The 20,670-nt window shown below is 64.7% G+C and carries 19 protein-coding genes; 8 read left to right on the top strand and 11 right to left on the bottom strand.

Annotation, left to right across the window (positions count from 1 at the left end):
* Positions 1 to 420 precede the first annotated feature (420 nt).
* Positions 421 to 1,356, top strand: coding sequence for a carbohydrate kinase family protein (locus tag IT472_RS04225; RefSeq protein WP_297178866.1), 936 nt, complete (start codon positions 421 to 423; stop codon positions 1,354 to 1,356).
* 131 nt (positions 1,357 to 1,487) lie between these two features.
* On the opposite strand, the gene IT472_RS04220 is transcribed toward IT472_RS04225, so the two are convergent.
* The 4 genes from IT472_RS04220 to IT472_RS04205 all read right to left on the bottom strand — a co-directional run bounded on the left by IT472_RS04220 (position 1,488) and on the right by IT472_RS04205 (position 5,707).
* Positions 1,488 to 1,856 carry a DUF5329 domain-containing protein gene (locus tag IT472_RS04220; protein ID WP_297178863.1) on the bottom strand — a complete coding sequence of 123 codons (369 nt, stop codon included), beginning with the start codon at positions 1,854 to 1,856 and terminating at the stop codon, positions 1,488 to 1,490.
* A 107-nt stretch (positions 1,857 to 1,963) separates the two neighbouring features.
* Positions 1,964 to 2,683, bottom strand: a complete 720-nt coding sequence (locus tag IT472_RS04215) for a hypothetical protein (RefSeq protein ID WP_297178860.1) — start codon at positions 2,681 to 2,683, stop codon at positions 1,964 to 1,966.
* Between the two features lie 33 nt (positions 2,684 to 2,716).
* On the bottom strand, positions 2,717 to 3,676 hold the full coding sequence (locus IT472_RS04210; protein WP_297178857.1) for an alpha/beta hydrolase: 960 nt from the start codon (positions 3,674 to 3,676) through the stop codon (positions 2,717 to 2,719).
* Between the two features lie 12 nt (positions 3,677 to 3,688).
* Positions 3,689 to 5,707 carry a M1 family metallopeptidase gene (locus IT472_RS04205; protein WP_297178853.1) on the bottom strand — a complete coding sequence of 673 codons (2,019 nt, stop codon included), beginning with the start codon at positions 5,705 to 5,707 and terminating at the stop codon, positions 3,689 to 3,691.
* 198 nt (positions 5,708 to 5,905) lie between these two features.
* Between IT472_RS04205 and IT472_RS04200 the strand changes: the two genes are divergently transcribed.
* Positions 5,906 to 8,167, top strand: a complete 2,262-nt coding sequence (locus IT472_RS04200) for a DUF5916 domain-containing protein (protein ID WP_297178851.1) — start codon at positions 5,906 to 5,908, stop codon at positions 8,165 to 8,167.
* Between the two features lie 22 nt (positions 8,168 to 8,189).
* On the opposite strand, the gene IT472_RS04195 is transcribed toward IT472_RS04200, so the two are convergent.
* The 4 genes from IT472_RS04195 to rhlB all read right to left on the bottom strand — a co-directional run bounded on the left by IT472_RS04195 (position 8,190) and on the right by rhlB (position 12,505).
* Positions 8,190 to 9,020, bottom strand: coding sequence for a response regulator (locus IT472_RS04195; RefSeq protein ID WP_297178848.1), 831 nt, complete (start codon positions 9,018 to 9,020; stop codon positions 8,190 to 8,192).
* A gap of 1 nt (position 9,021) precedes the next feature.
* A complete protein-coding gene (ftsX, locus tag IT472_RS04190; RefSeq protein ID WP_297178845.1) occupies positions 9,022 to 9,936 on the bottom strand; it encodes a permease-like cell division protein FtsX in 915 nt (304 codons plus the stop codon).
* 40 nt (positions 9,937 to 9,976) lie between these two features.
* Positions 9,977 to 10,666 carry an ATP-binding cassette domain-containing protein gene (locus tag IT472_RS04185; protein WP_297178841.1) on the bottom strand — a complete coding sequence of 230 codons (690 nt, stop codon included), beginning with the start codon at positions 10,664 to 10,666 and terminating at the stop codon, positions 9,977 to 9,979.
* 135 nt (positions 10,667 to 10,801) lie between these two features.
* A complete protein-coding gene (rhlB, locus tag IT472_RS04180; protein ID WP_297178871.1) occupies positions 10,802 to 12,505 on the bottom strand; it encodes an ATP-dependent RNA helicase RhlB in 1,704 nt (567 codons plus the stop codon).
* Between the two features lie 217 nt (positions 12,506 to 12,722).
* Here rhlB and trxA point away from each other — a divergent pair, with 217 nt between their 5' ends.
* On the top strand, positions 12,723 to 13,052 hold the full coding sequence (gene trxA / locus IT472_RS04175; protein WP_297178838.1) for a thioredoxin: 330 nt from the start codon (positions 12,723 to 12,725) through the stop codon (positions 13,050 to 13,052).
* A 170-nt stretch (positions 13,053 to 13,222) separates the two neighbouring features.
* Positions 13,223 to 14,947, top strand: coding sequence for a transcription termination factor Rho (gene rho / locus IT472_RS04170; RefSeq protein WP_297178836.1), 1,725 nt, complete (start codon positions 13,223 to 13,225; stop codon positions 14,945 to 14,947).
* Positions 14,948 to 14,955: 8 nt separating this feature from the next.
* Here the strand turns inward: rho and IT472_RS04165 are convergent, their stop codons facing one another.
* From IT472_RS04165 to IT472_RS04155, 3 genes are all read right to left on the bottom strand, one after another.
* The gene (locus IT472_RS04165; protein ID WP_297178833.1) at positions 14,956 to 15,198 is read right to left on the bottom strand and encodes a hypothetical protein; all 243 of its coding nucleotides are present in this window, start codon (positions 15,196 to 15,198) and stop codon (positions 14,956 to 14,958) included.
* 121 nt (positions 15,199 to 15,319) lie between these two features.
* Positions 15,320 to 15,907 carry a hypothetical protein gene (locus tag IT472_RS04160; RefSeq protein ID WP_297178831.1) on the bottom strand — a complete coding sequence of 196 codons (588 nt, stop codon included), beginning with the start codon at positions 15,905 to 15,907 and terminating at the stop codon, positions 15,320 to 15,322.
* 147 nt (positions 15,908 to 16,054) lie between these two features.
* Entirely contained in the window at positions 16,055 to 16,891 is an 837-nt protein-coding gene (locus tag IT472_RS04155) for a hypothetical protein (protein WP_297178828.1), read from the bottom strand.
* A 147-nt stretch (positions 16,892 to 17,038) separates the two neighbouring features.
* Between IT472_RS04155 and IT472_RS04150 the strand changes: the two genes are divergently transcribed.
* The 4 genes from IT472_RS04150 (at position 17,039) to IT472_RS04135 (ending at position 19,940) form a co-directional block, all read left to right on the top strand.
* The gene (locus IT472_RS04150; RefSeq protein WP_297178824.1) at positions 17,039 to 17,227 is read left to right on the top strand and encodes a hypothetical protein; all 189 of its coding nucleotides are present in this window, start codon (positions 17,039 to 17,041) and stop codon (positions 17,225 to 17,227) included.
* A gap of 35 nt (positions 17,228 to 17,262) precedes the next feature.
* Positions 17,263 to 17,949 (top strand): uracil-DNA glycosylase, encoded by a 687-nt coding sequence (gene ung / locus IT472_RS04145; RefSeq protein ID WP_297178821.1) that lies wholly within the window; start codon positions 17,263 to 17,265, stop codon positions 17,947 to 17,949.
* Between the two features lie 164 nt (positions 17,950 to 18,113).
* Positions 18,114 to 18,980, top strand: a complete 867-nt coding sequence (gene rpoH / locus IT472_RS04140) for an RNA polymerase sigma factor RpoH (protein WP_297178868.1) — start codon at positions 18,114 to 18,116, stop codon at positions 18,978 to 18,980.
* A gap of 99 nt (positions 18,981 to 19,079) precedes the next feature.
* Positions 19,080 to 19,940 (top strand): NYN domain-containing protein, encoded by an 861-nt coding sequence (locus IT472_RS04135; RefSeq protein WP_297178818.1) that lies wholly within the window; start codon positions 19,080 to 19,082, stop codon positions 19,938 to 19,940.
* The last annotated feature ends 730 nt before the right edge of the window (positions 19,941 to 20,670 follow it).

Raw genomic sequence — 20,670 nt, 5'->3', positions numbered from 1 at the left:
TTAACACCTTTTTTGCAGCGCTGGACCAAGGAGTTGGGTGTCGCAAAGGCGCTCGAACAGGCTTGCTGAGCCTGCCCCGGGGGACCGTTCGCCCGCAAGAGAGTATGAAGCGTGGGAGCCGGGTTCTCAGCGCCGTCGACGCGAGTACTCATGTCCCTATAAAGGGAAGAATTCAGGGCAGGTCAGCCTGCAGCGGATAATTGCGGGTGTCCTTAGATTTTGAAAATCAATGACTCTGACCCTATTGATCCCGGTGGGGCCATCCATCACCTGGGTCAGCCGGTTCAGGCCGTCATAGCCGTACTGGGCCAGGGTCGCGGTCTGATCGGCGGTCTGCAGGGTGGTCAGCAGACGGCCAGCGGATCGTGGGCAAGCCCGCGTTATGATGCGCGTTTGCCCTGTCCGACCCGCGAGGCTGCAATGGCTGCACTGATCTGTGGTTCCCTGGCCTACGACACCATCATGGTGTTCCCCGACCAGTTCAAGAACCACATCCTGCCGGACAAGGTGCATATCCTGAATGTGTCCTTCCTGGTGCCGCGGATGCGCCGCGAGTTCGGCGGCTGCGCCGGCAACATCGCCTACAACCTCAAATTGCTGGGCGGTGATCCGATCCCGATGGCCACCGTCGGCCAGGACTTCGGCCCGTACCGTGAGTGGTTCAACGAGCACGAGATTCCGCTGGATCGGGTCAAGGTGATCGAGGAATTGTTCACCCCGCAGGCCTTCATCACCACCGACCACGACAACAACCAGATCACCGCCTTCCATCCGGGCGCGATGATGCGCAGCTACGAGAACCACGTGAAGGACGTGCCCGGCGTGACCATCGGCATCGTCAGCCCGGACGGCTACGAGGGCATGTTGCAGAACGCCAAGGAGTTCTCCGAAGGCGGCATCCCGTTCATCTTCGATCCTGGCCAGGCGATGCCGTTGTTCAATGGCGCGGAGTTGCGCGACTTCATCGACAAGGCCGACTACGTCTGCGTGAACGATTACGAATCCAACCTGTTGCAGGAGCGCGCCGGCTGGAGCGCGGCCGACATCGCCGGCAAGGTCAAGGCCTACATCGTCACCCGCGGCCCGCAGGGCGCGGAGATCCACGCCGATGGCCAAGTGCACAGGGTCCCGCCGGCGCACGAGCGCCGCATCACCGACCCGACCGGCTGCGGCGACGCCTTCCGCGCCGGGCTGATCTTCGGCATCGAGAAGGGCTACGACTGGATGACCATCGGCCGCATGGGCAACCTGATGGGCGCGCTCAAGGTCGAACACCCCGGCACCCAGAACCAGCGCTTCAGCTACGCCGAATTCGCCGAGCAGTTCCGCCAGCAGTTCGGGTATGCGCTGGGCTGATGGGATGAAGCCGCCGTTCGATCAAAGGGGTCAGAGTCATTGATTTTTGCCTTGCCCTAGTCGAGTGACAAACAGCAGCGGCAAAAATCAATGACTCTGACCCCTTTGATCCGGCGTGGGCAGGATTTCGGTCACCCTGCCCCGCGCAGCGCCTTGAGCTTGCTGCTGAACCAGCGCCCACTCTGCACCGGCGGCGCGGTGCCGCAGCGGACGAGATAGGGCTGGCCCGACAGGCTGCTCTTGCTGGCGGCAAGCTCGATGAAGCCCTCGGCGGAGCTCACCATCCCCTTCTTGAGCAGGTAGTCGTATTTCCGGCGCAGGTGGTCCGAGGCTTGTTGCGCGGTGTACCAAGTGCCATTGCGCGAGAACGCACATCCTGATGCTTGCAGCGCCGAGAACAGTTGGCCGATCTCGCGGGTCGTCGCGGCGGAGGGCGTTTGCGCGAGTGCCGCGATTGGCAACGCAAGGGCGAGGACAAGGGTGGTGAGTGCAGTTTTCATTTCGTGTCGAGTTGACCTTGGTTTGACGACGAAAGTTCACCGATGCTTCGGGGCGTTCATCGCGTGACGCCTATCGCAAGCTGAATTCGCCGGCTACATTCGTTCACTCAATTCCACTTCGGCAATTTCGCCGGATCCAGCCCGCCGATCTCGAACGTCGCGCTGCGCCGGCCCAGTTGCTTGGTCGGGAACTCGATGGTCATCGATTTGCCGGCCTTGGCGAGTTTCCACAAGGCCTTGTTGTCGACGATGAACATGGCGATGGCCTCGTCGGTATTCGGTCGCGAGCCGGCCAGCGTATGCGGCTTGCCATCCACGGTGATGGTGAGCTTGCAGCCGTTGTAGCAGTCGAAATCGCCGGCCTGCAGCACCAGATAGGCGCTGCGGCCCCATTCGGGATGGTCGCGGAAAATCAGCCGCACCGGGTGCTCGCCGCTGCCATCGGTGTCCACTTCCTTGTTGGAGTAGATCGAGGCCGAGAGTTGGTGGCCGCCCTTGACCTCCTGGTCGCCGTAATCCCAGAGCGCTTCCAGCCTGCGGGCCTCTTTCTGCTGCTCGGCCTTGGCGGTGATTTCCGCAAGTCTGGGCTGCACCCGCGCGGCCGCGGCACTGGCGGGATGGTCGTGCAGCAGCACGTCGGCATAGCCCTTGGCCAAGTGCCAGTCCTGCGCCACCACTGCCGCATCGAACTGTTTTTCCATCGCAGCGGCTGCTTGTTCGTCCGCAGCCTGTTGCGCGGCAGCGGCCTGGGCTGCGGCTTGCGGGTCGTCCCGATGGCAGGCGGGCAGGCAGAGCGTGAGGGCAAGAGCGAGCAAGGCAGGTTTCATCGGCGGCGTCTGCTGGGAAATCGAGTTGCGAGCTTAGCCTGCCTCGGGATTGGATTCGACCAGCGCAACCACCGCCGCAGCCACCGCATCGGCGCGTTCCATCAGCGACATATGCCCGCAGCCGTCGAGCAGGAGCTTGCGCGCCTGCGGAATGCGTTGCGCGTACAGTTCCAGTGCGCTGGGATCGATCACTGCATCCTGCCGGCCCCAAACCAACAGGGTGGGCTGCCGGATACCCACGGCTTCCTCGCCCGGCAGCAGGTTTTCGCTGCAACGGCCGATGCGATCCAGCACGGCCTGTTCGAAATCAGCGTCGGCAAGGCGGCGTTTGATCATCGCACCGGAGACCGGCCACGGGATCGACGGCTTGGCGGCAGCGTCGAAAAACACCCTGTCGATGAATCGCCGCAGTGACGGTGCATCGGTCACCGCAAACGGATTCTTTCCGTCCAGCACGTCGAGTCCGAAACGGTTGTCGGCAAAGCGTACGCCGGCGGCATTCAGCAGGCCCAGCTTGGCGATGCACCCAGGATCACGCGCCGCGACCAAGGCGGCGATGCCGCCGCCCATCGAATGCCCGAGCAGGATCACCGGCGCCTCGGGTGAGAGCGCCGCGACGAAGGCGGACACATGCGCCGCCTGTTCGGGAAACCCGTACACCACCTCCGGCCGACGCTCGCTTTCGCCCCAGCCCGGCAAATCCGGGATCAGCAGGCGATAGCGTCCACGCAATGCGTGCGCCAGCGGATACCAGTTTTCCTTGCTGCCGACGAAGCCGTGCAGCATGACGACGGTAGGCAGGTTTGCCGCCGCCGTTCGGCTGGTGGCATACACCCAGTGATGGCCCGCTGCGGCCAGTTTGGCCTGCACCAAGCCGGCCGCACGCCGCTGGCGCGCGAACTCGGCACGCGCCAGCAGCCAGGGGTCATGCCAGACCATCAATGCACCCGTCGCGAAGCCAAGCAGCAACGCGACGGCCAGCCACGCCAACACCGCCGCATCCAATCAATGCGCGGCTGGATCCGGCTTGGTCGCCGCAGCAGCATTCGCGTCCGCGTTCGCACCTGCCGCCGGTGCGGCTGCAGGTGCGGGAGGCGGTGCCGCGGCCAGCTTGGCCTTGCCCTCGGCGATCACCTGCTCGATGGTGCCGGCGGTGATCGGATGGGTGGCCGGCTTGGCCTGGGCGAACACCTGCTCGGCGAATGCCAGTCCGTCCGGCGTAGCGACCAGCGCCTTGTAGATCGGGATGATCAATTTGCGACGACCGACCCGAGCAAGGAACTTGCCCATCTCCTCGCGCGCGGCGACATAACCGCTGCGCTCGGCCAGCGGATACCAGCGCATCGCGATTTCGCCATTGGGGGTGCCGGTGAACTTGTAGGCGGCGTCGAGTTGCTCCAGCTGCTCGGGCTTGAGCGTGGCCGGCATGCCTTCCAGGAAGTGCACCCATTCCTGCGTGCTCCATTCCCCGGTCACGCTCTTGTCGGGCAGCTTGCCGCTGCCTTGCCAGGCGATGCTCCCGGCGTTGACGGTGGCAAAGCGCCGCGACTCGATCTTCGGCGCGTCGGCCGGGATCCCCGGCTCGTACAGCCACTGGTCGATTTCCTGCATCGTCACCTTGCCGGGGTTGTTCCGCAGCAGGGTGGATTCGAGGTAATCGCGGAATTGCTGGGTGGTGATGCTCTGGAACGCGAAGTGGTCGAAATAGCCGCGCAGCCACGGGTCGAACACCCCGCGGCCGAACTTCTGTTCGAGGTATTCCATGAACCAGGCGCCCTTGGTGTAGACGGTGGCGCTGGACTGGTCGTCCGGGTCGGCCAGGGTGCCGGGCTTGAGCGAGAGCCGCTGCAGATCGGGGGCGAGGGTCGCGAATTCGGTCTTGAGCTCGTCGCGGTCGATCACCTCTTCCATGTCGGCCACGTCACGCCCATACAACTTCTCGGTGATCCGGCTCTGAACGTAAGTGGTGATGCCCTCGTTGAGCCAGGCATCCTTGTCGGTGGCAAACGTCACCAGGTTGCCGGACCAGCTGTGCGCCAGCTCGTGCGCCACCAGCGAAACCAGCGACTTGTCGCCGACGATCACGGTCGGGGTGGCGAAGGTCAGGCGCGGGTTCTCCATGCCGCCGTAGGGGAAGCTCGGCGGCAACACCAGCAGGTCGTAGCGGCCCCAGCGGTAGGGGCCGTAGATCTGCTCGGCGGTTTCGATCATCTTCTCGGTGTCTTCGAATTCGTGCGCGGCCTTGTCGACCATCGCCGGCTCCGCCCACACCCCGCTGCGCGCGCTGATCGGCTTGAACACGAGATCACCGGCGGCGATCGCCAACAGGTAGGACGGGATCCTCTGCGGCATCTTGAAGCTGTAATCGCCGTCACGCGCCGCGTTGGGATCGTTGTCGGCGCTCATCAGCACCATCACGTCGGCAGGCGACCGGACGTGGGCGCTGTAGGTGAAGCGCACCTGCGGAGTGTCCTGCAGCGGCACCCAGGAGCGGGCGTGGATCTGCTGCGACTGGCTGAACATGAAGGGTTGCTTGCCGCCTTCGGTCATCGCCGGCGCCAGCCACTGCAGTCCGGAGGCATCCGGCGAGGTGGCATAGGTGACCCGCACCTTGGTCGGGCGATTCGGCGTCTGGATCGTCAGTGCGCTGCCCAGGGTCTTGTCAGCGGCTGCCAGCTTGAATTGCAACGGCGCCCAGCTGCCGTCGGCCTTCTGTTCCTCGGCCTTGGCGATGCTCAGGGCACGGGTGTCCAGCACCAAAGCAGTGGCGCCCTTGTCGACCCAATCCAGCGTGTAGGTGGCGCTGCCGCTGATGACCTTCTTGTCGAAATCCAGCGCCAGGTCCAGCGCGATATCGGTGATCCGCACCTTGTCCGGCTGGCTGTAGGAGTGCTCGTCCACGATCTTCTCGGCGGCCGCGGGAGCTGCGACCGGCGCAGTCGCGGCCGGCGGTGCTTCGGACTGGCCGCAGCCGGTAATGGCCATCGTCGCGGCCACGGCAATCGACATGAACAACTGGCGCATGGGTCATTCCTGAGATCCGGAATTCGCAAGTCTATCGCTCCCCGCATGAATTCGTCGCATTCCGCTTGCACGGGCAACCCCTGCCGGTTGTCATCCCCACCATTGCCACTCCCGGCCCCGAACGCCGGAGGGCACCCTTTGGGGCAGTGGTGACAGTCACTTCCCCGGCCAACTCACAGGAATTGCCGAGAAAGCCCCATGCGCGCCCCAACACTTCAACCGCACGCTCTGGCAACCGCCCTGCTGCTGTGCGCACCGTTTGCCCAGGCACAACAGCCACCAACCCCTGCCGAACCGCCCGTTACCGGACTCGACGCGCGCATTCCGCGCCTGACCGGGCCGATCATCATCGACGGCAAGCTCGATGACTCCGCATGGCAAGGCGCGCTGGAGCAGGAAATCGCCTTCGAGTTCGCACCCGGCGACAACACGCCTGCCCCGGCGAAAACCCTTGCGCGCATCGCCTACGACCAGGACGCGCTTTATGTTTCCTTCCATGCGCAGGATCCCGATCCGTCGAAGATCCGCGCCCACCTGCGCGACCGCGACAGCGCCTTCCCGGACGACTGGGTCGGCATCTTCCTCGACACCTTCAACGACCGCCGCCGTGGTTACGAATTGATCGTCAATCCACTCGGCGTACAGGCCGACCTGATCCGCGACGAAACCAACCGGGAGAACCAGGAGGACCCCAGTTGGGATGGCCTGTGGAGCAGTGCCAGCCAACTGACCGCAGATGGCTATGACGTGGAGGTCCGCATCCCGTTCGCCACCCTGCGCTTCCCGCGTGGTGGTGGCGACCAGCGCTGGGGCATCTTCCTGATGCGCAATTACCCGCGCGACAAGCGCCATCAGCTGGCCAATGCCAGGATTTCCCGGGATTCCAATTGCTTCCAGTGCGAATGGGGCACCTATACCGGCATGGCCGGGGTGAGCCAGGGCCGCAACCTCGAGATCGTGCCGACCCTGACCGTGGGCAGCACCCAGACCCGCGATTCGACCAGCTCACCGTGGCAACACGACACCAGCTTCGAGCCCGGCCTCGACGTGAGCTGGGCACCGTCGCCGGCGATGACCCTGAACGCCACCCTCAATCCCGACTTCTCGCAGGTCGAAACCGATCAACTGCAACTCAGCTTCAACGACAGCTTCGCCCTGTTCTACCAGGAGAAGCGACCGTTCTTCCTCGAGGGCGCGGACTACTTCACCACCCAATTCGACGTGCTCTACACCCGCCAGATCGCCGATCCGGATTTCGGCCTGCGCGTCACCGGCCGCACCGGCAACGGTGCCTATGGCGCGATCGTCGCCCGCGATGCCACCACCGTCCTGCTGGTGCCGGGTGTGCTCGGCTCCGGCATCGCCCAGCTCGACCAGAAGGCCAATGTCGCGGTGGGCCGTTATCGCCACGACTTCGGCACCGATTTCAGCCTCGGCGTGATCGGCACCTTCCGCCGAGGGGACAACTACTTCAATAACCTGGCGGGCGTCGATGCGCGCTGGCGGCACGGTGGCCACACCGTCAGCGCGCAGTTCCTGCACAGCCAATCGCACTACCCGGCAAGCATCGTGACCGAGTACATGGGCGAATTGGGCAGCGATTCCACGCCGACCGGCAATGCCTGGCGCGCCGAATACGACTTCAGCAACCGCAACTGGAATTTCAAGCTCTGGCACGAGGCCATCGACCCCGGTTTCCGCGCCGACCTCGGTTTCATCGGCCAGGTGGGCTACGACAAGTCGCAGATTGGCGGTGGCTACACTTGGTATCGCGACGGCAAGGATTTCAATCGCTTCGACCTCAATGGCGACTTCGACATCACCCATCGCTTCGATGGCCAGTTGCTGGAACGCGAGCTGGAGGCGGAAGTGCATGTGCAAGGGCCGATGCAGAGCAATCTGCGCCTGCATGGCATGACCCGCGTGCGCTACTGGCAGGGCACACTGTTCGATGAGAATTACGTCGATGCCGGGGTCAATTTCCGCCCCACCGGCAACCTGCAACTGGGCGCCTATGCGCGAACCGGCATCGCGATCGATCTGGTCGCCGCCCAGACCGGCCGGCTCAGCATGCTGGAGCTGTACGGCAATGCCAGCATCGGCCGCGGTCTGGCGCTGGATTGGGACATCACCCGCCAGCGCATGCATCGAGGCGGCGGCACCGCCTTCACCGCCACCGTGATCAATGCCGGCGGCAGCTGGCAGTTCGATCCGCACCAACGCCTGCGCCTGACCCTGCAGGGCAGTGCCGTCCATCGCAATCAGACGCTGTATTCCAGCACGATCAACCAGCGCGCCCGCGACTGGGCCGGGCAATTGGTCTATTCCTTCAAGGCCAACCCCCGCACCGCGCTGTACGCCGGCGCGTCCTGGGGCGCGTTCATGGACGACGACCACCCGGAGTTGTTCAACAACACCCGCAGCGTGTTCGTGAAGCTGAGTTACGGCTGGCAGCCGTGACCTGCTTGGCTGTGGAAGCGCATCAACCCATCTTTGCCAGCCGCAGCTGGAACAGCACCTTGGTCACCAGCAGCCGCTCCTCGATCGGTTTCAGCACCAGGTCGTTGGCGCCCTCGCGCAGCAGCGCGGCCTGGTTGTCGCGGTTGTCATCGCCGGTCATCATCAACATCGGCAGCTTGCGCTTGCCGTAGTGGAACACCGCACGGATCTGGTTGAGCAGGTCGCGTCCGCTGAGGATGCCCTTGAGGTAAACGTCGCTGAGCACGAGGTCGGCGCCGACGTCGCCGTCGCTGCGGCCAATGAACTTGTGCAGGTGTTCGAGGGCATCCTCGACGCTGGGGACGTGCAGGACCTGCATGTTCTGCCGCTCCAGCATGCGCCGGGTGGCCACCGCCACCACCTTGCTGTCCTCCACGTACAGCACGCGCGCACCTTCGATCGGGGCCGGGTGCACATAGCCGCGAATGAAGGCCACCAGCGCGGTGTGGCCAAGGCTCTTGTCGAAATAATCGGTGATGTCCTCGGTGAAAACCCGGGTTTCCAGCGCTTCCTGGGCATTGCCGGAGACCACGATCACCGGCACATAGGCCTGCCCTGCCGCCTCACGCACCACCCGCGCCAGCGCCAGGCCATCGCCATCAGGCAAGACCAGCGCAGTGGTCACCAGATCGAACGTGCCTTCGCTGAGCGCCTTGCGCGCTTCCGCCAAGTCGCCGCAGCCCACCACATGGGCACCGGGCAATTCCTTCAGCAGGGTGTCGGAAATCATCCGACGTACCAGCTTGCTGCCATCGACCACCATCACCCGGGGTTCGTCGCTGACGACGTGGCGCAGATCGTGCTTGTCAGCCATCTCAGCGCTCCAGTGGCCGCAACTGCCGCAGCGCATGGCCGCTGACCAGGCCAGCGCCCATCCAGCCCAGCACGCCAGCCCCCGCCAGCACCATGGTGGCTTGCAGCAGGCCCAATCCCTGCAGTGCGAATTGACTGCCATAGCGCGCCGCCAGCGCGGCGAGGGAAGGCGCGAGCGCGGATGCGGCCAGAGTCAGCACGCCCAGCGCCAGTGCGCCCGCCAGCAGCCCGTACCACGCGCCGAGGTACAGGAAGGGACGCTGCACGAAGCCGTCGCTGGCACCGAGCAATTGCAGCACACCGATCTCCTCGCGCCGGGACTGGATGTCCAGGCGCACCGTATTGCCCACCACCAACAAGGCCCCCAACCCAAGCAGGACCGCCAACACCGCGACCACGCGCGAAGCAAACCCAAGCCACGCCTGCAGACGCTGCTGCCAGAGTGCATCGTACTGTACCCGTTCGATCTGCGGCAGCGCCTGCAGTGCATCCGCCAGTGGCGCTTCGGCACCGCGTGGGATCACGTCCAGCACGCTCGGCAGCGCCGCACGCGCCTGCCCGGGGCCAAGGGCGTCGATGGCCGCGGCCAGGTCTGCGCGCTCGCGCATCCGCGCCAGCGACTGCTCGGGCGTGGTGACCGCCACCGCTGCCACGTCGGGGCGTTCCCGCAGACGTTGCGCCAACGCCTGCGCAGCAACCGGATCGACCTCGAGCTTGAGGAACGCGGTCAACGTGCGCGTAGCCTGGACCTGGGCGCCGAGTCGCTGCGCGTTCTGCACGCCCAGCCACAGGCCCAACGGCAGGGCCAGTGCCAGCGCCATCACCGCCACCGTCAGCGCAGTCGCCCAGGGCCGCTGCCACAGCCGCCCCAGGCTGGTGACAAGACTGCGGGCATGATGCGCCAGCCACGTGCGCATCCGTCCATGGTGGAGATCGTCCACCCGCCGCGCCGCCGGGTTAGGCATCGACGAGGTCCTCCGGTGCGATGTCATCCTCCAGTCGGCCGTGGTCGAGGACCAGCACGCGCTTTCTCATGCGCCGCACCAGTCCCAGGTCATGGCTGGCCACCAGCACGCCGGTGCCGCGTTCGGGCAGCGCCGCCAGCAATGCGAGGATTTCCGCGGACAGGGTGGGATCCAGGTTGCCGGTGGGCTCGTCGGCGATCAGCAGGGCCGGCTCGGCGACGACCGCACGGGCAATGCCGACCCGCTGCTGTTCCCCGGCGGACAGCTGGGTCGGCAGCGCATGCTCGCGCCCACCCAGGCCGACCCGTTCGAGGATCGAACGCACCCGTTTCCCGATTTCGGAGCGCCTCATCCCGCGCAGCACCAGCGGCAGGGCCACGTTCTCGGCCACGTCGCGATCATTGAGCAACTCGTGATTCTGGTACACCACCCCGATGCTGCGACGATGCCGCGCGATGGCACCGCCACGCACCTTGGCAAGGTTGCGGTCTTCGAACAACACCGCTCCCCCACTGGGGCGTTCGGCCAGGTGGATCAGTCGCAGCAGGGTGCTCTTGCCGGCCCCGGAATGCCCGGTGACGAACAGCATTTCCCCGGCATCCATCGCAAAGCTGACCCCATCGAGCGCCGAGCGCGGACCGGGATAGACCTTGCTGACGCTGTCGAATCGCAATATCGGCATGCGCGGAGAACAGAGGAAAGACGCGTCAGTATCGCCCGCCGCGAGGAAACAAGGAACAGCATTCCGAAGGCCATCCGCGGCGTCGGACCGGAAAGAAGGTGCGCGGGGTTGCGGCCCGACCGGCCGGTTTCGCCATCAGTGGTTGCTGGGCGGACGCCGGACCAGCGCCTTCAGCCCGCGTCCGATGCGGCTGAGCAGGCCCGGCTTCTCGGCTCCGGGCACGGAACGCGGCGCCACGAATTGCGGAACCACGGGCCCGGCCTGGGTTGCTGCCGTGCCATTGCCCACCTGCGCCTGCCCTGCCGATTCCGTCGCCGCGCCATTCTCCAGCGGCTTGCCGCGGCGACGGCGACGGCGCTTGCGTTCCGGAGCATCGACTTCCGCTGTTGCTACCGACGTCTCGGGTCTGGAGGCATGCTGGGGCTTGGCCGCAGCGGACTCTGTTTGCGCGCGCGCGCCGTCGGCAGGCTTGCGCGGTGGACGCGGGCCACGACGCTCGCCACCGCCACTGCGCCCGCCGGGTCGACCGCCACCGCTGCGGCCGCCGCCACGCTTGGCATCCTCGGCGGCGCGGGCCTCGCGCACCTCCTTGAAGATCGCGCCGATGCTGTCGCCATCGTCACCCTCGTCGAGCGCAGGACGCACGCGCTCCGGGCGCGGCAGTGCGGTCATCAGCTCGGTGGTGACCGGCTCGGACGGGATCTTCTGCTCGATGTAGGCCTCGATATCCGGCAGCGACATCGCATAGCGCTCGCAGGCAAAACTGATCGCGTCGCCCTCGGCCCCGAGGCGCGCGGTGCGGCCGATGCGATGCACGTAGTCCTCGGCATCGAATGGCAAGTCGTAGTTGTAGACGTACTGCACGCCGTCGATATGCAATCCGCGCGCGGCCACGTCGGTGGCGACCAGGATTTCCAGTTGCCCGGCCTGGAATTTCTTCAGCAGCGACTCGCGCTTCTTCTGCGGCACGTCGCCCGACAGCACGCCGACCCGGTAACCGGCCTTCTCCAGCGCCCGCGCCACCCGTTCGACGAACGCCTTGGTATTGACGAACACCATGGTGCGCGCGCCTTCGCTGCGCGACAGCAGGCCCAGCAACAGCGGCAATTTTTCTTCGTCAGCCGGGTAGTACAGCTTCTGCCGCACCCGTGCCGCGGTGATGTGCTCGGTTTCCACAACGAGTTTTTGCGGCTCGTTCATGTGCTCGTAGGCCAGCTCCAGCACGCGGTGGCTCAAGGTGGCCGAGAACAGCAAGGTCTGGCGGGTGCCGCGCTCGGGCATGCGCCGCAGCAGGAAGCGGATGTCCTTGATGAAGCCGAGGTCGAACATGCGGTCGGCCTCGTCCAGCACGCAGACCTCGCAGGCGTGCAAGGACACCACCTTGTGCTGCTTGACGTAGTCGATCAGTCGGCCGGGCGTGGCGATGATCACGTCGGCACCGCGCTGCAACTGCTCGCGCTGCTTGTCGTAGTCGACGCCGCCGTAGACCAGGGCGAACTTCAGGCCCAAGTCGGAAGCGAACTTCATCGCGTCCTTGTGGATCTGGATCGCCAGCTCGCGGGTCGGTGCAAGGATCAGCGCACGCGGATCCTCTGGCTTGCGGTCGGCCAGCGCCGGCCGGGTCAGCAGGCGGTTCACCACCGCGACCAGGAAGGCCAGCGTCTTGCCGGTGCCGGTCTGCGCCTGCCCGGCCACGTCACCGCCGACCAACGCCACCGGCAGGGTCATCGCCTGGATCGGCGTGCAGCGGGTGAATCCGGCGCCATCCAACCCGGCCAACAGTTGGGACGTCAGGTCGAAGGTGGAAAAAGTGATGTCAGTCAGGGGCTTGTCGGACACGGGGCGGCCTTGTTGGGTGGCCAGCATCGGCGTCACCGGAACGCCGATTGCACTTCGCCACTTGTATGAATGGGGGGCAGCCGCGCAGACTGCCGGGAGAGTTCCGGGGCTGGTCATTCCCGGCACGACGTCACCGGGTTCGGCGACGAGCCTTACAAGTCTACCATCCGCGCGCCTAGGCGCGCCCAACGCGATCCACCTCGGAGCCATCACCGACATGAGCGAGAACGTCTTGCACGCCACCGACGCCGATTTCCAGACCCAGGTCCTTGCCTCGGACGTTCCGGTGCTGGTCGATTTCTGGGCGCCGTGGTGTGGCCCCTGCAAGATGATCGCGCCGGCGCTTGAGAAGATCGCCAACAGTTACTCGGGCAAGGCCAAGGTGATCAAGGTCGACGTCGACCAGAACCAGAAGACTGCGCTCGAGTACCACGTCCGCAGCATCCCGATGCTGCTGTTGTTCAAGGACGGCAAGGTACAGGACACCAGCATCGGTCTGGTGCCGGAATCCAAGCTGGCCCAGATGCTGGACAAGGCCTTGGCCTGACTGTCCCTGCTCCGGTCAAACTGACCGTGGGCCCAACGCCGGCGCCGGGGTGCTTGCGCGTCGGGCGCGGGTAATGCTAGGTTTCCGCATCCGGCGCGGGTCAACCGCAGCTCGGGTGCGCCGCGTTCGCGTGCGCTTTCCCTTGGATGCCCCCATTCCCACCGCCCGCCATGCGCGGGTTTTCTCGCAACGCTAGCGAGGTTCTCCCTTTGTCCGACCCCACCAACGACGCCCCCGGCGAAGTCGCCGAGAAGCGCGTGCGCCGCACCCGCGTAGCCAAGGCTCCCGCTCACCAGCCAGCGGCCGACGCCACCCAGGTTGCCCCGCCGCCAGCAGCCGATCCCGTTCCGCCCCCTTCGGCACCGCCTCCTGCTGTCAGCCAGGATGTTCCCCCCGCGCCTGCAGGCGCGGTTGCTTCGGATGTGGCAGGCGAGAACGCCCCCGCTGGGCAGGATTTAAACAATGGAGGCCAAGGCCGTGAAGGCGGCCAGCGCATGAGCCGCCGCGAGCGCTTCAAGAACCGCCGCGAGCGCCAGCGCGAGCGCTACCGCGAAGGTGGCTTGCCGGAAGACGGCGGCAACAGTGAGCCGTTCGTGCCACGCCCGCACCCGCAGGTGCCCGAAGGCTTTCCCACCTATTCGCTGGGCGACCTCAAGCGGATGCCGGCGCCCAAGCTGCTGGATCTTGCCGAGCAGTTGCAGATCACCGACGGCGTCGCGCGTGCACGCAAGCAGGACATCATCTTCGCCCTGCTCAAGATCCTCGCCCGTCACGGCGAGGGCGTGCAGGCCGATGGCGTGCTGGAAATCCTGCCGGACGGCTTCGGCTTCCTGCGTGCGGCCGAGGCCAGCTACTTGGCCGGCCCGGACGACACCTACATCAGCCCGTCGCAGATCCGCCGCTTCAACCTGCGCACCGGCGACCACATCTCCGGCCGCATCCGCTGGCCCAAGGACGGCGAACGCTATTTCGCGCTGAACGTGGTCGACACCATCAACGGCGAACCCACCGAGGCCTCCAAGAACAAGAACCTGTTCGAGAACCTCACCCCGCTGTTCCCGCGCCGCAAGTTCAAGCTCGAACGCGGCGACGGCAGCTCCGAGGACATCGCCGGCCGCATCCTCGATTTGATTGCGCCGCAGGGCAAGGGCCAGCGTTCGCTGATCGTCAGCCCGCCCAAGGCCGGCAAGACCATCATGATGCAGCAGATCGCCACCGCGATCACCTACAACCACCCCGACGTGCACCTGATCGTGCTGCTGATCGACGAGCGGCCGGAAGAGGTGACCGAAATGCAGCGCACCGTGCGCGGCGAAGTCATCTCCTCCACCTTCGACGAGCCGGCCGCACGCCATGTGCAGGTCGCGGAAATGGTGATCGAGCGCGCCAAGCGCCTGGTCGAGCACAAGAAGGACGTGGTCATCCTGCTCGACTCGATCACCCGCCTCGCCCGCGCCTACAACAACGTGCTGCCCTCCAGCGGCAAGGTGCTCACCGGCGGCGTCGATGCCAACGCCCTGCACCGGCCCAAGCGCTTCTTCGGTGCAGCCCGCAACGTCGAGGAAGGCGGCTCGCTGACCATCATCGCCACGGCGCTGGTGGACACCGGCAGCGCGATGGACAAGGTGATCTACGAAGAGTTCAAGGGCACCGGCAACTCGGAAGTGCACCTCGACCGCCGCATCACCGAGAAGCGTGTCTATCCGGCGATCGGCGTCAACCTGTCCGGCACCCGCCGCGAAGACCTGCTGATCGAACCCGAGCTGCTGCAGAAGATCTGGATCCTGCGCAAGCTGCTGCACCCGATGGACGAGATCGCGGCGATGGAGTTCCTGCTCGACAAGATGAAGAACACCAAGTCCAACGACGAGTTCTTCAGCTCGATGAAGCGCTGATCACCGCGTCATTCGGAACAAACGAAACGCCCCGCGAACGCGGGGCGTTGTTGTATGCACGATGCGCCGGTGCTCAGCCGGCTGGTATCGGGCAGATCCAGCGGCGCCGCGATCTTCACCGGCTTGCCGCTGGCATCGACCTCCACGCGCACGTCGGCCCTGAAAGCCACCACGTCGGGAGTGTTGTCGCCGGCGATGGCGGGCGCCGCGGCCAGCAGACCAGTGGCGATGAGTGCGCGGATGGCATGCATGGTCAGACTCAGTGACTCGTCGGGGTTGGCAACGTGGCACACTGCTGCATGGGAGCACGCCGGCATCGGGCTGGGCTCCCACCTGAGCCGAAGCGCACTGCTCCCCTTTTCAGCAATCCCCTCACTCCCCGATCAGGCCGCAGTGAATTGCAATGGGCTTGGCATGTGCGATCTGGATGGCGTCATCGAAGAAGTCGCAGTTGAGCACATTGTCTTCCGAGGCATGGCGGCCGGAATACACGTTGATGTTGACCTTCGGATCGCCGTCCACGAACCGGAGATACCCGGTGTTCACCGCATGGCCATCGAACACGGCGTCGCCGGCATCGCGCAATTCGATCTCCTGATTGCCGAGATGGATCTGGCCCATGTCATCCACCGCACTCTTGGGCGCATCCGGCTTGGGATCACCATAGTGGAAGGCGGAAATGACAATCGTCTCCTTGCTTGCGGCGAGCTTCTGGGCCGCCGCAGGCGACAGCGTGATCGACACCGTGAACGCGAACGGGCTGTCAGGCGCGATCTCCGCAGCCGGTCCGGTGGGCTGTGGTTCCGCTGCAGGTTCGTTTGCCACGGCCACTGCCGGAGTTGGCGCCGTCGCCGGCTGAGGTTGGGCCGCAGCCAGCGGCGCCGGTGCTTGCGAACACGCCGCCGGAACCAGCGCGCCCGACAACAACAGGCCCATGCCAATACGATGCATTGCTTTCATTCGTCACCCCGTTGGTTCGCTTGTTGTTTGATTATGTCTCAGTTTTTTCGCAAGCCGCTTCGCCGCGGCCCCTGACAGGGGCCGAATGCACGATCCCCTGCCACCGGCAACCGACAATTCGCCCGATTGCCCGGCAGGCCAGCGGCATCATTGAACATTCACCAGATCCGCATCCATGTAGCGCCAGCTGCCCTCGATGCGCTGCATCCGCACCCGTCCGCGGCGGACGAAACCATCGCGGTCCGTGCCCTCCACCCACAGTGTCGCCGCGTCGCCCTCGACCCTCCCACGCAGCACGCGCGGCTGTACCGGCGTGCCATCCCTGAATTCCTTGAGCGCCGCGAGCCGGTTCGCCTCGTCGTAATCGAGCCGAGCACGGCTATCTTCATCCCCGACCAAATCGCGCAACGCCGCAACATCGCCACGTGCCACTGCTGCGGTCCATTGTCGGTAGGCCTGGCCCGGGGCACCGCCACCCTCGGGCAACGGTTGGCCCGCTGGGGCCGTCAGCACGGTATCGAATTGAAGGTCGTAGGCGATGTCCTCACCGAAAAAGTCTTCCGGCTCCGCCTTCACCCAACGCCCCTTCACCCGTCCTGGCGGCGTCACCTCGCGGGTGAACGCTCCCGAGCCGAACGAGTTGAAGGATGACGAAGGCTGGTTATGGGAAAAATACAGGCCGCATTCCTCACTTTCCGGCGTGATGCAGATGCGCACGTATCCCGTGCTGCCATCGCCGAGCAGTTCATCCACGCGGATCTCGCGCCGAAACGCCCTGGCCACTTGCGCGGCATCCAGCGGGGCCGGGGTCAGGTACACGTAGATCCGGCCGTCATCCTCGGCGGACGGCACTGCGATGGCGTGGTGCAGGTCCAGTTGCACCCTTCCCTTGCGGAAATAGCCACTGCCACCGTCGGCTGCGATTGCCAACGGCGCCTGGACCAGAAGCGCCAAGCCAACCAGGAACGCTCCCAAGAATTGCATCTCGATCCTCCCCACCAGTGCAATGGGGGACTACGCGGAATCGGTGCCACAACGGACAAACCCGACCACGACCCGCCGCCGTCCATCGTCGGCAGTGGGATAATCCCGGCCAGCCCGGGCCATGCACCGGCCACTGGAGCCCACGCGATGCCCGGACCTGAATTGAAGAGCTTTCGCGAAAGCCGCTGGCGCTACAGCCAGTTCGTCATCCTCGGGCTGCTGCTGGCCGGGCTGGTGAAATGGCTGAGCCCGCTGGGCTGGTGGGTCTCGTTGGGGATCGGCGCGGTGCTGGGCGTGACGTACTTCCTGTTCGAGAGAAAGCGCGGTGTGATCTGATCACGCCAACGCGCATCACATCGCCACAGACACCAATGTCGACGCTGCATCTGGAACCCAGTTGGAAAGCCCGCGTCGGCGACTGGTTCGCGCGTGCGGACATGCAACAACTGGCCGCCTTCCTGCGCCAGCGCAAAGCGGCCGGCGCGACGCTCTATCCGGCTGGCCGCGACATCTTTGCCGCGTTCGCGGCCACCCCGTTCGATGCGGTGAAGGTGGTGATCCTCGGCCAGGACCCCTACCACGGCCCCGGCCAAGCGCATGGCCTGTGCTTTTCGGTGTTGCCCGGCGTACCGGCGCCGCCATCGCTGCTCAATATCTACAAGGAACTGGAAACCAGCACTGGCTTTGTCCGCCCCGACCATGGCTGCCTGCTGCCGTGGGCACGACAGGGCGTGCTGCTGCTCAACAGCGTGTTGACGGTGGAAGACGGCAAGCCCGGCTCGCACCAAGGCAAGGGCTGGGAAGGGTTCACCGATCACGTGGTGGATGTCCTGAATCGTGAGCGAGAAGGCTTGGCGTTCCTGCTCTGGGGCAGCTATGCGCAAAAGAAAGGTGCGGTGATCGATCCGCGTCGCCACCGGGTGCTGAAGGCGCCGCACCCCTCGCCGCTGTCGGCCCATCGCGGCTTCCTGGGCTGTGGACATTTTTCAGAAACGAATCAATACCTTGCAAGAACGGGTCAAACTCCGATCGACTGGCAGCTGCCGCCTGCCGCGTGACTTGATCCCGCCCGCACCGCCCCCACGTCGTGATGATGACGGTCGGCGTGCCCCAACGGCAGATGAACACGCCAGCGTTCCACAATCGCAACACTCAGAACTCCCGGCATGGTTAGCAGTCAGATATGCGGACTGCTAGAATTGCTGACATGAAGGGGATTGCCATGAGCTCCACCGCGCTTGTTGCCAACAACCTGCCCATCCCGAGTTCGGCGGGATCGCTGGACGCCTATATCAATGGCGTCTACCAGATCCCGGTGCTGAGCGCGGAAGACGAGCAGCGCCTGGCCCATCGCCTGCGCGAGGACAACGACATCGGCGCCGCGCAGGAGTTGATCCTGTCGCACCTGCGCTTCGTCGTGCACGTGGCACGCGGCTATTCCGGCTACGGCCTGCAACTGGGCGATTTGATCCAGGAAGGCAACATCGGCCTGATGAAGGCGGTCAAGCGCTTCGACCCGTCGGTGGGCGTGCGCTTGGTCAGTTTCGCGGTGCACTGGATCCGTGCCGAGATGCACGAGTTCATCATCAAGAACTGGCGGATCGTGAAAGTCGCCACCACCAAGGCGCAGCGCAAGCTGTTCTTCAACCTGCGCAAGAGCAAGACCCGGCTGGGTTGGCTCAACGCCGAGGAAGTCAGCGCCGTCGCCCGTGACCTGAACGTCTCCGAGCGCGAGGTGCTGGAGATGGAATCGCGCCTGTCCGGACGCGACATCGGCTTCGAGGCCCCGGACGATGCCGACGACGAACACGCGCCACCGGCGCCGGCCCATTACCTCGTCTCCGGCGAGATGGATCCGGCCGACACCTACGAATCCGAGAGCAGCGAAGCCGACCAACTCGACGTGCTGCGCGAAGGCATGGCCCAGCTCGACGCCCGCTCCCGCGACATCATCCGCCGTCGCTGGCTGGACGCCGACAGCAAGGTGACCCTGCAGGAGCTGGCCGACGAATACGGCGTCTCCGCCGAACGCATCCGCCAGATCGAGGCGAATGCGCTCAAGAAGATGAAGGCGCTGTTCGCGGCATAAGCCGACAGCCTGCGTGTTTGAACATCAACGGCCCGGAGCGATCCGGGCCGTTTGCGTTCGCACACGTCGTCTGCTGTACGCTGCGGCAATGGAGGGACGATGAGCAAGAACCTGAAGATCGCGCTGCTGATTGATGCCGACAATGCATCGGTCACAACGCTTGACTACGTACTTGGCGAGATCGCGGATCTCGGGATGGCAAATGTCAGGCGCGCCTACGGCGACTGGGGCAACCAGAGCTTGAAAGGATGGCGCGAGGCCCTGCTTGCGAACGCCATCCAGCCAGTGCAGCAGATCGCCTACACCCTCAAGGGCAATGCCTCCGACATGGCGATGGTGATTGAAGCCATGGACTTGCTGCATGGCGGCGATTTCGACGCCTTCGCCCTGATGTCCAGCGATTCGGATTTCACACCCCTGGTAATGCGGTTGCGGGCGGCGAACATGCTGGTGTACGGCTTCGGCAAGTCGCAAACGCCCAACGCCTTCAAGCGCGCCTGCTCGGTGTTTTTCTATGTCGACGTGCAAGATGAACCGGCTGCAGTCGAAACCAAGGCGGCCAGCGCGACGGCCACAACCGAACGTTCACCACCCCTGCCGAAACCGTCAGCTCCCATCGCAACACCCGCCATCGCCAAACCCGCTCAGGCTCCCATCCGGCGCTCAGGCGCGGAGCTCCGCAGCAACACCACCTTGGTCAACCTGCTTCGTAACGCGACTGAGGCCAATGATCGTGATGGCTGGTCGCATCTCGGTGCAGTCGGCCACTATCTGGTGAACCGCAATTCGTTCACCCCAAAGAACTACGGCTACGCCAACCTCAAGGGCCTGATCACCGCCATCGACCTGTTCGAGCTGCACGCGGATGGCAATCACATCCGCGCCAAATCGGCAGACAAGACAGCCAAGAAAGCTGCGAAGAAAGCCGTAACCGTTGTCGAGCAGCCAACGAAGAACTAACCCTGCGTTAGACCTGTAAGAGCAATAATGCCATTCACACCATTCCACTTCGGCCCCGGTGCTGTATTCAAGGCAGTCGGTGGACGCCACTTCAGCTTCATGGTGTTTTGTGGCTCTCAAGTCCTGATGGACATAGAGCCACTCATCGGCATCCTCACTCAGAAGCCAATATTGCACGGAACAAGTCACACGCTACTCGGGGCTCTAGTGATTGGCACGATTGCAGGCATCATCGGAAAGCCAATCAGCGCAATGGTGCTTCGCTGGCGCTCCATCCCGCACTACCCGTTCACCTGGACATCTTCATTCATTGGTGCGTACATCGGTACGTTTTCGCATATCTTGCTAGATGCAGTATTGCACTCGGATATGTCACCATGGTGGCCCGTTGCGACCGGCAACCGGCTACTCGGCCTAGCTGGTTATGACCAGATGCATGTCGCATGCGTTCTAGTCGGACTGTTCGGTGCCGCAGTCGTGGCCTTCAAGTTCAAGACAAAGGGCCGGGCCTAACAATTCGTTCAAGCCAAACGTGTTTCGTGGCACCGTCTGCGTGCATACACTACGCCAGCACTCCGCCGCCGCCACTACGCGCGTCGGCTTAAGGGAACCTCGAATAACTGGTTTTTGCTCGTCATTCCCGCGAAAGCGGGAATCCATTGCCTTTGTATTCAATGACTTGAAGATGCTCACTGGAGCCTCGAGCCAGATATCCGAGGTTATTCGAGGT

Source organism: Thermomonas sp., from assembly GCF_020850895.1.
In the GTDB taxonomy this organism is placed as follows: domain Bacteria; phylum Pseudomonadota; class Gammaproteobacteria; order Xanthomonadales; family Xanthomonadaceae; genus Thermomonas.
The sequence above is the reverse complement of the archived record's forward strand: the minus strand, read 5'-3'. Positions and strand labels throughout refer to the sequence as shown.

Coding starts and splice junctions, on each gene's coding strand:
- IT472_RS04225 (WP_297178866.1), top strand. CDS start 421: ATGGCTGCACTGATCTGTGGTTCCCTGGCCTACGACACCATCATGGTG.
- IT472_RS04220 (WP_297178863.1), bottom strand. CDS start 1,856: ATGAAAACTGCACTCACCACCCTTGTCCTCGCCCTTGCGTTGCCAATC.
- IT472_RS04215 (WP_297178860.1), bottom strand. CDS start 2,683: ATGAAACCTGCCTTGCTCGCTCTTGCCCTCACGCTCTGCCTGCCCGCC.
- IT472_RS04205 (WP_297178853.1), bottom strand. CDS start 5,707: ATGCGCCAGTTGTTCATGTCGATTGCCGTGGCCGCGACGATGGCCATT.
- IT472_RS04200 (WP_297178851.1), top strand. CDS start 5,906: ATGCGCGCCCCAACACTTCAACCGCACGCTCTGGCAACCGCCCTGCTG.
- IT472_RS04195 (WP_297178848.1), bottom strand. CDS start 9,020: ATGGCTGACAAGCACGATCTGCGCCACGTCGTCAGCGACGAACCCCGG.
- ftsX (WP_297178845.1), bottom strand. CDS start 9,936: ATGCGCACGTGGCTGGCGCATCATGCCCGCAGTCTTGTCACCAGCCTG.
- IT472_RS04185 (WP_297178841.1), bottom strand. CDS start 10,666: ATGCCGATATTGCGATTCGACAGCGTCAGCAAGGTCTATCCCGGTCCG.
- trxA (WP_297178838.1), top strand. CDS start 12,723: ATGAGCGAGAACGTCTTGCACGCCACCGACGCCGATTTCCAGACCCAG.
- rho (WP_297178836.1), top strand. CDS start 13,223: ATGCGCGGGTTTTCTCGCAACGCTAGCGAGGTTCTCCCTTTGTCCGAC.
- IT472_RS04165 (WP_297178833.1), bottom strand. CDS start 15,198: ATGCATGCCATCCGCGCACTCATCGCCACTGGTCTGCTGGCCGCGGCG.
- IT472_RS04160 (WP_297178831.1), bottom strand. CDS start 15,907: ATGAAAGCAATGCATCGTATTGGCATGGGCCTGTTGTTGTCGGGCGCG.
- IT472_RS04155 (WP_297178828.1), bottom strand. CDS start 16,891: ATGCAATTCTTGGGAGCGTTCCTGGTTGGCTTGGCGCTTCTGGTCCAG.
- IT472_RS04150 (WP_297178824.1), top strand. CDS start 17,039: ATGCCCGGACCTGAATTGAAGAGCTTTCGCGAAAGCCGCTGGCGCTAC.
- ung (WP_297178821.1), top strand. CDS start 17,263: ATGTCGACGCTGCATCTGGAACCCAGTTGGAAAGCCCGCGTCGGCGAC.
- rpoH (WP_297178868.1), top strand. CDS start 18,114: ATGAGCTCCACCGCGCTTGTTGCCAACAACCTGCCCATCCCGAGTTCG.
- IT472_RS04135 (WP_297178818.1), top strand. CDS start 19,080: ATGAGCAAGAACCTGAAGATCGCGCTGCTGATTGATGCCGACAATGCA.